Origin of the sequence: Ascidiaceihabitans donghaensis, assembly GCF_900302465.1 — a bacterium.
GTDB classification, from domain to species: domain Bacteria; phylum Pseudomonadota; class Alphaproteobacteria; order Rhodobacterales; family Rhodobacteraceae; genus Ascidiaceihabitans; species Ascidiaceihabitans donghaensis.
On the sequence record NZ_OMOR01000001.1, the window covers coordinates 2,628,854 to 2,641,004 of the forward strand.

12 protein-coding genes are annotated in these 12,151 nt (G+C 54.3%); 10 read left to right on the top strand and 2 right to left on the bottom strand.

Annotated elements, in window-relative coordinates:
- Nucleotides 1–60: 60 nt before the first annotated feature.
- The 9 genes from ASD8599_RS13095 to ASD8599_RS13135 all read left to right on the top strand — a co-directional run bounded on the left by ASD8599_RS13095 (nt 61) and on the right by ASD8599_RS13135 (nt 9,470).
- The gene (locus ASD8599_RS13095; RefSeq protein ID WP_108828945.1) at nt 61–837 is read left to right on the top strand and encodes an ABC transporter ATP-binding protein; all 777 of its coding nucleotides are present in this window, start codon (nt 61–63) and stop codon (nt 835–837) included.
- 33 nt (nt 838–870) lie between these two features.
- A complete protein-coding gene (locus tag ASD8599_RS13100; protein WP_108828946.1) occupies nt 871–1,596 on the top strand; it encodes a transporter substrate-binding domain-containing protein in 726 nt (241 codons plus the stop codon).
- A gap of 98 nt (nt 1,597–1,694) precedes the next feature.
- On the top strand, nt 1,695–2,576 hold the full coding sequence (locus tag ASD8599_RS13105) for an ABC transporter permease (RefSeq protein ID WP_181364552.1): 882 nt from the start codon (nt 1,695–1,697) through the stop codon (nt 2,574–2,576).
- The gene (locus ASD8599_RS13110) at nt 2,573–3,379 is read left to right on the top strand and encodes an ABC transporter permease (RefSeq protein ID WP_108828948.1); all 807 of its coding nucleotides are present in this window, start codon (nt 2,573–2,575) and stop codon (nt 3,377–3,379) included. The genes ASD8599_RS13105 and ASD8599_RS13110 overlap by 4 nt, the downstream gene beginning before the upstream one ends.
- Before the next feature lie 27 nt (nt 3,380–3,406).
- Entirely contained in the window at nt 3,407–4,723 is a 1,317-nt protein-coding gene (locus tag ASD8599_RS13115; protein WP_108828949.1) for a glutamine synthetase family protein, read from the top strand.
- 55 nt (nt 4,724–4,778) lie between these two features.
- Nucleotides 4,779–5,456, top strand: a complete 678-nt coding sequence (locus ASD8599_RS13120; RefSeq protein ID WP_108828950.1) for a type 1 glutamine amidotransferase — start codon at nt 4,779–4,781, stop codon at nt 5,454–5,456.
- Entirely contained in the window at nt 5,456–6,817 is a 1,362-nt protein-coding gene (locus ASD8599_RS13125) for a glutamine synthetase family protein (RefSeq protein WP_108828951.1), read from the top strand. The genes ASD8599_RS13120 and ASD8599_RS13125 overlap by 1 nt, the downstream gene beginning before the upstream one ends.
- 68 nt (nt 6,818–6,885) lie before the next feature.
- Nucleotides 6,886–8,187 carry an NAD(P)/FAD-dependent oxidoreductase gene (locus tag ASD8599_RS13130; RefSeq protein ID WP_108828952.1) on the top strand — a complete coding sequence of 434 codons (1,302 nt, stop codon included), beginning with the start codon at nt 6,886–6,888 and terminating at the stop codon, nt 8,185–8,187.
- 95 nt (nt 8,188–8,282) lie between these two features.
- Nucleotides 8,283–9,470, top strand: a complete 1,188-nt coding sequence (locus ASD8599_RS13135) for a DegT/DnrJ/EryC1/StrS family aminotransferase (protein WP_108828953.1) — start codon at nt 8,283–8,285, stop codon at nt 9,468–9,470.
- Nucleotides 9,471–9,540: 70 nt separating this feature from the next.
- Here ASD8599_RS13135 and phaR read toward each other — a convergent pair whose 3' ends face one another.
- Together phaR and ASD8599_RS13145 are read right to left on the bottom strand one after the other, a co-directional pair.
- A complete protein-coding gene (phaR, locus tag ASD8599_RS13140; RefSeq protein ID WP_108828954.1) occupies nt 9,541–10,113 on the bottom strand; it encodes a polyhydroxyalkanoate synthesis repressor PhaR in 573 nt (190 codons plus the stop codon).
- Between the two features lie 99 nt (nt 10,114–10,212).
- A complete protein-coding gene (locus ASD8599_RS13145) occupies nt 10,213–11,130 on the bottom strand; it encodes an NAD(P)H-binding protein (RefSeq protein WP_181364483.1) in 918 nt (305 codons plus the stop codon).
- 120 nt (nt 11,131–11,250) lie between these two features.
- Between ASD8599_RS13145 and ASD8599_RS13150 the strand changes: the two genes are divergently transcribed.
- The gene (locus tag ASD8599_RS13150) at nt 11,251–12,132 is read left to right on the top strand and encodes a LysR family transcriptional regulator (RefSeq protein ID WP_181364484.1); all 882 of its coding nucleotides are present in this window, start codon (nt 11,251–11,253) and stop codon (nt 12,130–12,132) included.
- The last annotated feature ends 19 nt before the right edge of the window (nt 12,133–12,151 follow it).

The following is a 12,151-nucleotide window of genomic DNA, read 5'->3' on the forward strand; positions in this document are numbered from 1 at the left end:
GTAACACAATTTGCCGCCTTATATTTCATCGACAGACTCAGCAAAGATGCATCTCACATCGTGACAGACACAACCACACCCGTCATAGACATATCCGGCTTGCACAAAGCATACGGCGCCCTTGAGGTGCTTAAAGGCGTTGATATCACAGCGAAACGTGGCGACGTGGTGTCTTTGATCGGTTCCTCGGGGTCCGGCAAATCAACGCTGCTGCGATGCTGCAACCTTTTGGAAGACAGCCAGAAAGGCGAGATCGTCTTCAAAGGCGAACCCGTGTCCTGGAAGGGCCAGGGGCATGGGCGACGCCCCGCAGACAGCCGCCAAGTTTTGCGTATTCGCACCAACCTGTCGATGGTCTTTCAGCAGTTTAATCTTTGGTCGCACATGACAATTCTTCAAAATGTCATGGAAGCGCCGCTGACCGTATTGGGACGTGACAAGGCCGAAGTGGAAAAGTCCGCACGAGCGTATCTGGACAAGGTGGGCATTGGCGACAAATGCGACGTGTTTCCCGCACAGCTTTCGGGTGGGCAACAACAACGTGCGGCGATTGCACGCGCACTTTGCATGGAGCCCGAAGCTTTGCTGTTTGATGAGCCGACAAGTGCGCTGGATCCTGAGCTGGAACAAGAAGTTATCAAAGTGATCAAAGACTTGGCCGCAGAAGGCCGCACCATGATCATCGTCACACACGATATGAAACTGGCCGCTGATGTATCAGACCACGTGGTCTTTCTGCATCAAGGTCTTATTGAAGAACAAGGGGCGCCAAAGGCACTGTTTGGCGCACCCAAATCCGAACGCCTGCGCGGCTTTCTTTCATCCACCGCGCACTGACGTAAACTAAAAAACCAAAACGGGAGAATACGTATGAAAAAACTGATCTTGGGCACCGCCGCGCTGGCACTGACAGCTGGCATGGCATTCGCAGACGGCCACGGCAAAACCGTGCGCATGGGCACAGAGGGCGCCTACCCCCCCTACAACTTCATCAATGACGCAGGCGAAGTTGACGGCTTTGAGCGCGAATTGGGCGACGAGCTGTGCAAGCGCGCGGAACTGACCTGCGAATGGGTCACAAACGAGTGGGACAGCATCATCCCGAACCTCGTGTCTGGCAACTACGACACGATCATCGCGGGCATGTCCATCACAGCCGAGCGTGACGAAGTGATTGATTTCACACAAGGCTACACATTGCCTGACCCCTCCGCATACTTGGCAATGTCCGCAGACGCAGACATCAAAGGTGGCGTGATTGCGGCCCAAACAAACACCATTCAGGCGTCTTTCATCGCAGCGTCCGGTGCGACTTTGGTTGAATTTGCAACGCCAGAAGAAACAATCGCGGCCGTTGAAAACGGTGAAGCAGACGCTGTTCTGGCCGACAAAGCGTTCCTGACGCCGATCGCAGACGAAAAAGCGGATATGATGCTTTTGGCCCAAGAAGAAATGATCGGCGGCGGCGTCGGCATGGGTCTGCGTGAAAGCGACGGCGAATTGCGCGCCAAATTCGATGCGGCCATCGGCTCCATGAAAGAAGACGGCACCTTGAATGCTCTGTTGACCAAATGGGAAATCGGCGGTCAATTCTAAGACCTCAAACGGCGGGGGCTGGATGAATTTCAGCCCCCTCTTTCCTTTCTACAGCCGTCTCTTAGTTCTTTAATCGCGCCGCACCACGAGGCATTCCCATTTTTAGCTTTTGCACAGATCCAAGCCTCTTGCCTGATTGGCAATGGATGGCGTGTTACCTGACCACCGGCAAACATATGTCGATTTATTGGTCGGTGCTGACGGTTCTGTTGCTTCTTGCCATCACAGCCCCTGCAGCCCTTGCATTCGGCTTTGCCGGTGCCTCCGCCGCACGCAGCCGCTTGACTCCGCTGTCGTGGTTGGGCCGCGGATATATCGCCGTTGTGCGCGGCGTACCTGACATCGCGTTTTTCTTGTTTTTCGTGATCGCTCTTGATCAAATGATCGAATGGGCCCGCCACAAAATCAAATGCCCCGATTGGGATCAACCCATCCGTCAGGGCAGCGATTTTGTTGTTTGCCAAGCGGCCAAAATGCCGCTGGGGAACGCGCCGCAATGGGTTCATGAAAGTTATGGTTTTATGATCGCGGTGTTCACCTTTGCGATTGTTTTTGGTGCTTTTGCCGCAAATGTTCTGTTCGGTGCGATGCGCGCCGTGCCCAAGGCGCAGTTGGAAACCGCCGAAAGCTACGGCATGACGCCACGCCAAACGTTCTGGCGCATTTTGGTGCCACAGATGTGGGTCTATGCCCTGCCCGGTTTGTCAAACCTGTGGATGGTCCTGATCAAAGCCACCCCGTTGCTTTTCCTGCTGGGTATCGAAGACATCGTTTATTGGGCCCGCGAACTGGGTGGCAATAAAACTGCGCGGTTCACGGATTATCCGCACGGCGATTGGCGGATGTGGTATTTCCTTGCATTGCTGGTGTTTTATTTGGCCTTCACCAAAGTATCCGAAGTTATTTTGTCTCGGATCATGACCCGGTTGACCAAAGGCCAAGCCACATCTGGCGGTGAAGCCCAAAGGAAAGCGGCATGACCTGCTACGAGACCATTATGGCCTACGGGCTGCGTGCTGTAGGCTACGGAGAACGCCTGCTGCCGCGTGATGATTTTACGCTGTGCCAGCAGTTTACATTGATCGGGTCCGGCATGATCTGGAACGTGTACTTCGGCATTGTCGCCCTGATCGCGGGATTTGTCTTTGCAACGGCTTTGGCTGTCGGCAAGGCCTCTGGCAATATCTGGTTCCGCAAACCCGCAGAATGGTTCATCTTCTTGTTTCGCGGATCACCTTTGTTCATCCAGTTCTTTTTCGGGTACTTCCTGTTTTTGCAGCTAAAGACCGTATCCCCCTTCTTTGATGCGTTCACGGCCGCATGGCTGGGGGCTTTGATCGTCTTGTTTTGCAACACGGCTGCCTACTCGGGCGAGATTTTTTACGGCGCACTACAGTCCATCCCCAAAGGTGACGTTGAAGCCGCAGATGCCTATGGGCTATCGGGTTGGTCACGCTTCAAACGCGTGATCTGGCCCACCATGCTGCGTCTTGCGTGGCCTGCTTATACCAACGAAGCCATCTTTCTGTTTCACGCCACCACATTGGTCTTTTTCAGTGGTTTTCCGGCGTGGCAGCAACGCGGCGATGCCCTTTACTATGCAAGCTACTTTGCCGACAAGACCTTCAACCCGTTTATTCCCTATCCCATTCTGGCAATGTACTTCATTGTTCTGACGTTGATCGTGATTTCTATTTTTGGCGCGATCAACCGCCGTTTAAATCGTCATTTGCCGTCAAACGTACGCCCAAAACTACGCTTGCGCCCAAATCTTATCCGGTGAATCCGAGAATTTAGGACTGGAAGGCCCATGGACTTAGGACAATTTCAAACGTTTCGGGTCGCTGCATGTGATTTGAACGGACAGATGCGTGGCAAAGTGGTTCCTGGATCCTACGCTGAGAAACTGGAAAGCGGCGCGGTTCGTATGCCCTTGTCCGTGTTAAATCTGGACCTGTGGGGGGAAGACATCGAAGACAGCCCATTGGTCTTTGAAACCGGCGACGCAGACGGCGTTTTGCGTCCCACGGGCCGCGCACCGATGCCCGTGCCTTGGCTAGATGCGCAATCCGCTTTGGTGCCAATGTCGATGTACACCGATGAAGGGGCTGCTTTTGAAGGCGACCCGCGCCACGCATTGGCCCGTGTTTTAACCCGTTTCAAAGCGCGCGGCTGGACACCCATCGCCGCCACTGAAATGGAATTTACCCTTCTCGACGACAGCGGTGCGCATCCCCAAGCCCCCGTTAACCCGCGCAGTGGGCGTCCGCTGGATGGGTCTGCCATCTTGTCCATGTCCCAGATGGACGCTTTTGCGCCATTTTTTGACGATCTTTATGCGGGTGCCTTTGCGATGGGCATCCCTGCCGAAACCGCCATTTCCGAAGCGGGCGTCGGCCAGTTCGAAGTGACCATGCGCCATGGTCCAGCAATGGAGATGGCGGACAACGCCTGGGCCTTCAAAGCCTTGGTGCGGGGATTGGCGCGCAAACACGCAATGGCTGCCACCTTTATGGCGAAACCATATCCCGGCGATGCTGGCAATGGCATGCATGTGCATGTGTCGGTTGTGGATCAGGACGGCAACAACGTATTTGACAATGGCGGCCCAGACGGCACCGAAACCATGCGACAGGCCGTTGCCGGATGTTTGGCCGCAATGCCCGGCAGTTCGTTGATCTTTGCACCACACACCAATTCTTACGACCGGTTTGTCGCGGGGGCCCATGCGCCCACCGCTGCCGCTTGGGGCTATGAGAACCGCACCGTCGCTGTCCGTATTCCGGGCGGTCCAAACGCAGCGCGGCGTGTTGAACACCGCACCGCTGGCGGAGACATCAACCCCTATCTGTTGCTAAGCGCCGTGTTGGGTAGTGTTATGATTGGAATAGACGACCAGATGGTGCCTCCGGCCCCGGTTGTCGGCAATGCCTATGACGCAAATCTGCCGGGCCTTGCCACCAATTTATCAGATGCCATCGACGCCTTTGAAACGGACCCCTTCATGGCCCGCATCTTTCATCCGCAATTGATCGACAATCTGATCATGACCAAACGCCAAGAGTTGAAAAAGATGATGGATGTTCCGGCTGATCAGCGGTGGAAAGCTATGCTGGAACGGGTCTGACCCCATTGCCGCGGCATCCATCCATGCCTAGACTGCCAAAAACAAAGAGGTTTCTATGAAGATCGGTATTTTGCAAGCGGGCCATTTCGTTCCCGAATTGCAGCCAGAGCTGGGCGACTACGAAGCGCTTTACAGCACACTTCTGCAGGGTCACGGCTTCACATTCGAGACTTTCAGCGTTGTAGATATGCAGTTCCCGACAGGCCCGGATGACGCTGACGGATGGCTTATTTCCGGATCTAAACACGGGGCTTACGAAAGCCATCCCTTCATAGATCCGCTGGAAAATTTAATCCGCGCCATTCACGCCAGTGGCAAACCCATGATCGGGGTCTGTTTTGGCCACCAGATTATCGCCCAAGCCCTCGGCGGAGGCGTCGAAAAATTTGACGGCGGGTGGTCCGTTGGACGCGTAGAATATGACATCAACGGGCAAAAGCTTGCTTTGAATGCGTGGCATCAGGATCAGGTTGTGACCCCGCCCCCCGGATCGCGTACCGTTGGTCGCAGCGATTTTTGCGCCCATGCATCGCTTGTGTACGGCGACCAAATCTGGACAATCCAGCCCCATCCCGAATTTGAAAGCCCCGCCATCGAAGGTCTGATCCGCCTGAAAGGCGACGGCGTCGAAGAAGACCGACTGGCCCACGCCACATCGCAACTGGACGCGGCCAACAACAACGCCACAATGGGTCAATACATGGCCGAATTTTTCAAGAAAGAGAGGGCCTGATGGCCTCCGACTGGATTTCCAAACTTCCCGCTCCTGCCAAAGAGTATTTGAATGGCAGGACTTTGGACGAGGTGGAATGCATCATTTCAGACCTGCCCGGCATTGCGCGCGGCAAAGCAGTTCCTGCAAAGAAATTCGCACGTCAAGATTACTTTCATTTGCCAGACAGCATCTTTTATCAAACAATCACAGGAGGTTGGGGTGAAGCTGCGGGTGAAGAAGGGTTCACTGAAAAGGACATGATCTTAAAGCCGGACATGGCCACAACAACCGCGGCCCCATGGACCGGGGACTGGACTTTGCAGGTCATCCACGACGCGTACGACCGCAAAGGCAACCCCGTTGGGTTTAGTCCGCGCAATGTATTGAAACGTGTTGTGCAGCTTTATCGTGACCAAGGGTGGGAACCTGTTGTCGCCCCTGAAATGGAGTTCTTTCTGGTTGCGCGCAACATTGATCCCGCCAAACAGATTGAACCAATGATGGGGCGTTCGGGCCGTCCGGCCGCGGCGCGTCAGGCCTATTCGATGACGGCTGTGGATGAATTTGGTCCTGTGATTGATGACATCTATGACTTTGCCGAAGCGCAGGGCTTTGAGATTGACGGCATCACACAGGAAGGCGGCGCAGGGCAGTTGGAAATCAATTTGCTGCATGGAGACCCCGTAAAGCTTGCCGACGAGGTGTTTTATTTCAAACGTCTGATCCGCGAAGCCGCATTGCGTCACAATTGCTTTGCCACCTTCATGGCGAAACCGATCAAAGATGAACCCGGTTCAGCCATGCACATCCATCATTCCATTCTGGACATCGAAACGGGGCAAAACATCTTTTCCGGGCCGCAAGGCGGAGAAACTGATGCGTTTTTCCATTACATTGCAGGTCTGCAAAACCATATGCCAAACGCGCTGGCTGTTATGGCGCCTTACGTGAACAGCTATCGCCGCTACGTCAAAGATCACGCGGCCCCCATCAACCTTGAATGGGGCCGTGACAATCGCACCACCGGCATTCGTATTCCGCTGTCAGACCCCAATGCGCGTCGCGTTGAAAACCGCTTGGCTGGCATGGATTGCAACCCGTATCTGGGCATCGCTGCATCATTGGCCTGTGGGTATTTGGGCCTTATGGAAGAACGTCGCCCCGACAAGCAATTCAAAGGCGACGCCTATGACGGCGAAGGTGACATTCCGCGTACTTTGGGTGAAGCTTTGGACGTTTTTGATGAAGCGACCGATTTACACGAGGTTCTGGGCACAGAATTTGCCCGCGTGTATTCCATCGTGAAGCGAGCCGAGTATGATGAGTTCTTACAAGAAATCTCTCCTTGGGAACGTGAGCATCTTTTGATCAATGTCTAGGTGTTTTCTGGCTTGGGACCCTCCGGGGGAGGTTTATTAAGCAAGGTGAAGCGGACCCGGGGGGTGCCATGCAGTTGATTTATTCCAATGACCGGCGCGGGGCCTACCCTGACAGTTGGTACGCGGCGACAACCACGCCCTTGCAGCCCTTTGCCCCATTGAAAGGTTCTGCGACAGCGGATGTTTGTGTCGTCGGCGCTGGATACACAGGCCTTTCAACTGCTTTGCACTTGGCCCAAGCTGGGCGCGATGTTGTTTTGATCGATGCGCAACGCGTAGGTTTTGGCGCCTCTGGGCGCAATGGCGGGCAGTTGGGCACAGGGCAGCGTGTAGACCAAAAGGGTCTTGAGGCACTGGTCGGCCGCGATGACGCCAAACATTTGTGGGGCATGGGCCTGGATGCCGTCGCCCTGTGTCTGGATCTGATCAAGGATCATTCCATCGATGCCCACGTCAAACCAGGCGTGGCTTGGAGCGGGTCCAGCCAAGCCGATGTGGACGATTTACATCGGTACGCAGATCATATGGACACGCATTACGCCTATTCTTTGGAACGTTTTGATGCACAGGGTTTCGCCCAGATTTGCCCCTCGCCCGACTACAAGGGCGGGATTTTGGATATGGGCAGTTACCACCTGCATCCTTTGGCATTCGCGCTGGGTCTGGCCCGCGCTTGCGTTGCAGCCGGAGTGCGCATTTTCGAAGGTACGCACGCGCAGTCAATTGAACATGGCACACCAGCTACAGTGCGCACCGATGCAGGACGTATCACCGCCACGCATGTGGTTCTGGCAGGCAACGGGTATTTGGGGGATTTGGACCGCAAAGTTGCCAGTCGCGTGATGCCCATCAATAATTTCATAGCAGCCACCGCCCCTTTGGGTGACGAAGCAGTACGTGTTCTAGCGCGTGATGTTGCCGTCGCCGACAGTCGGTTTGTGGTCAACTATTTCCGCCTCAGCCATGATCGCCGGCTTTTGTTTGGCGGAGGTGAAAGCTATGGCTACCGTTTTCCCAAAGACATCGCGGCCAAAGTGCGTGGGCCAATGACACAAGTGTTCCCTCACTTGAAAGACATTCCCATCGACTATGCGTGGGGCGGCACATTGGCCATCACGATGAAACGGTTGCCATTTTTGTACCGAGCAGCCCCCAATGTTTTAAGTGCAGGCGGGTATTCGGGACACGGGTTGGGGAATGCTGTGCAAGCAGGACAATTGATGGCGCAGGCCGTTGAAGGACAAACAGACGGCTTTGATGCGATGGCTGCGATTCCATCGACACCCTTTCCTGGAGGTGGTGCAATGCGCACACCTTTGCTGGCCCTTGCGATGACCTGGTACGCTTTGAGGGACCGTTTGGGGATCTAGGGACCGCGCCAAAACGCCACGCGTGTTAAAACAATTTGGAAAAGCTTTCCTTGTGTATTAAGCATCATCAAAGATGCACATAAGGAATATGAAATATGACTTTGCCAAATATGCATGATGCTGATTCAATCCCAGCCGCCGCACGCACAGAAATTGACCGTTTGCTGCAAAGTGGCGACCTATTCCGCTATACAGCAGCACAGGGTGCTCCGGTTTCTTTGCTTGAAGCTGAATTCGCTCAAATGATGGGCAGTCAGTATGCGCTGGCTGTGTCGTCATGTTCTGCCGCATTGTTTTTATCGCTCAAGGCGCTTGATCTGCCCCGCGACGCCCGGGTTTTGATCCCTGGCTTTACATTTGCCGCTGTGCCCTCTGCCGTCATGCATGCCGACTGCCTGCCAGTGCTGTGTGAAGTGGGCGACGACTACCGCGTTGATTTAAAAGACTTTGAGGCCAAGCTACCCACAGTCAAAGCTGTCATTATCAGCCACATGCGGGGTCATACATCCGATATGGATGCTATCATGGCGCTTTGTGACGCGGCCGACATTCCGGTGATAGAAGATGCAGCGCACAGCTTGGGCACCCTTTGGAATGGCCGCAAAATCGGGACGATCGGCAAAGTTGGTTGCTTTTCCTTTCAGTCCTACAAGATGATTAATGCAGGCGAAGGCGGCATCTTGATCACGGATGACGCAAACCTTGTGGCACGTGCGATTATCATGTCGGGCGCATACGAGCATAACTGGAAAAAACACCCGGTGCTGCAGGATGCCTTTGCCACATGGCAAAACAAGTTGCCGCTGTATAACTTGCGTCTGTCCAATTTGTCAGCAGCCGTGATCCGGCCGCAACTTCCCGCGTTAGGACAGCGTGTTGCAGACGGACGACGCAACCATGACTATCTGGCTGAGATCCTTGAACAATCGCCGCATATCACCGTGCCAAACCCTTTGCCCGGCGAGGAACGCGCGCCTGACTCTATTCAGTTCAATCTGATAGGCATGGATGATACGCAGGCGTATGGATTTGCAGAAGTGGCAGCGCAAGCAGGCGTCAAAGTACAAATTTTCGGCTTATCTGACGACAACGCACGGGCGTTTTGGAATTGGCAGTTCATTCCCGACCTGCCAAAATTGCCGCAGACCAAGCGCATGTTAATGCGGGCGTGTGACGTACGTCTGCCTGTGCGTTTGACCCAATCCGAATTGGATGAAGTGGCAAGCGTCTTGTTGCAAGCGATTTCTGAAAGTGTTGACTCACCAAGAGCTTACGGCACTTGATGTATCAATTTTGAGGTCCGCAATAGGGGGCAGTAAGGTGGGTTTAAACCCACCCTTCCCTTGGTCAAATTCAAGACAGCTTTGACAGCTTTTCCTGCAAATCCGCCAACTGCTTCTTGATCGCATCCAGATCCTCGGTATCGCCAGACGGCTGCGATGGCGTTTCATTTTGCGTATCTGCAGTGCCACCTGCCCAACCGGGTGTTCCAATGCCGCCAGTCATGGCTTTCATGAACGCTTCTTGCTGCGCTTGCATCATGTCGAAACCGGGCACTTTGGACATCGGATTCATGGCAGACATATTGTTCATCATCTTGCTTTGCCCATCCCGCAGCATGTCAAAAGACGCTTGCAGGAATTGAGGCACGACCGATGCACCACCGCCCATATAGCTGCGGACAAGATCGTTCAAAACATCTACGGGCAATACGCTTTCACCACGGCTCTCGTGTTCTGCGATAATCTGAAGCAGATACTGGCGGGTCAAATCATCACCAGATTTCAAATCAACGATTTTGACTTCGCGCCCGTCGCGGATAAATCCTGCGATATCTTCCAGTGTCACGTAATCACTTGTTTCGGTGTTATACAGCCGACGGCTGGCGTAACGCTTGATCAACAATGGTGTTTGAGTGGCTGCCACAAAAATTCTCCCCGAACGCGTGCTGCGCTGCACCCATAAATAGTGCTGCAACGCAGCTTAGGCAGATCATTGGCGAAAGGAAAGGGTATTGCGCATACGCTACCGTATGTCTTTTCGCAAAGCGATGCGCATCGCATCCTTTAGTGGCGTTGGCGTGAACCCGGGCAAAGCTTGCAACAGTTTTCGCCCGTCCATCACGTGGGGCACATTCCAAAGATAGCGCAGTTCTGCCAACTCTCGCATTGTTGGATTAACCAACCCCATCACTTTGATCAGTTTCCAAGGCACTCCAACCACCTTTTGTGGGCGATTTGCTTCGACGGCGATCGCATCGGCCAATTGCTGGCCTGTCAAACTGTACCCGTCAAATCCGAACTCTTCAAATGCGTGAAAAGCGTCGCGTTGTTCACATAGCAGAACAGTTGCCGCAGCGACATCCGGCAAAAACGCCCAAGGATGCAAAGCATCCAACACGCCCGGATAGCTTGTGCGCCCTTTGTGCGCATTTTTGGCAATCTGCACGTCAAACCAATTGCCCGATTGTTCCGTATCAATATAGTCGCCCGCCCGCACCACAATGGTACGCACCCCGGAAGCGCGATAGGCATTTTCCATGTCCACTCGCATGTGCCCCTTTCGTGCGGTCGGACGCCACGCCGTGTCTTCACGTAACACAGGCGGGCACCCTGCCCCGTAGTTATAAAGATTGCCTGGAATGACCACGGTGGCGCCTGCCTTCTTTGCGGCCTTTATTACGGCGTTTGTGATCGAAGGCAGCGTAGCGGCCCAGTCTTCATAGGGTGGGTTGACCGCGTTGATGATCAGGTCGCACCCCGCACAGGCCGCATTCAGGGCCGCTTCGTCCATCACGTCACCGGTTATCCGCTTCACGCCTGCTTCCGCTATGCCGGTCCAATTGCGCCCAAATGCCCGCACCTGCCAGCCGCTGGCCTGAAATGCCGTCACAGCAGAGCGCCCAAAACGCCCTTTTGCCCCAAGAACCACGACTTGTTTCATTTGTTTTCTCCCGAAATGGTGTTTCAATGAAGACTGGATAACCCACCGCAATTTGAATATCATTTGGGGAAATTCGGATTATATCATTCAAAAATGGATGCGTAGACTATGGACTGGTCCTTGTTACAATCTTTCGCGGCTGTTGCGCAGCATGGTTCATTGACAGCAGCGGCACAGGCCACTGGCGCCACGCAACCCACATTAAGCAGACATATTTCCGTTCTTGAACAACAACTTGGCACCCGACTGTTTGAACGCAGCAAAACCGGTGTCACCCTTACTGACCCCGGTTTCCGTTTGGTCGAGCATGCAAGGGACATGGCGGATGCCGCCCATAAATTGACAATGGCGCATGAAGGTCAAAACGATGGCCTGACTGGCACGGTGCGCATCACTGCCAGCCAGATCATGGCCACGTACATTCTGCCGGATCTGGTGACAGCCCTGCATCTGAAACACCCTGAAATCGCGTTTGAAATCGTCGCATCGGACGAAACAAACAACTTGTCGCGACGCGAAGCCGATATCGCTGTCCGCATGTACCGCCCCACGCAAAACGATGTGGTGGCGCAGCATGTGGGCGATATGTTGATCGGGGCCTATGCCACCCCTGCCTATATCCAGCGCAATGGCGGACTGGCTGAACCGCAAGATCTGCTGCATCATTCTTTGGTCGGGTATGATCGCAGCACCCAGATCTTGGACGGTTTGCGCGAAAGAGGCATCGAAGCCACGCGCGATCACTTCAAATTCCGGTCCGACGATCAGGTTGTATGTTGGCAAATGGTGCGTGCGGGGTTTGGCGTCGGGTTTAACCAAATTGCCATAGGTGACGCCGACACAACGGTCATCAATCTGATACCATCGCAAAATGTGGCCTCTATCCCCGTCTGGCTGACAGCGCATCCAGAGGTGCGCAACACGGCCCGTATTCGCAAGGTTGTCGACGGGCTTCGGGACGGCTTGAAGTCAGTGATCCAAATGCAAAAGGCGGACCCTTAAAAAGGATCCGCCCATTTGT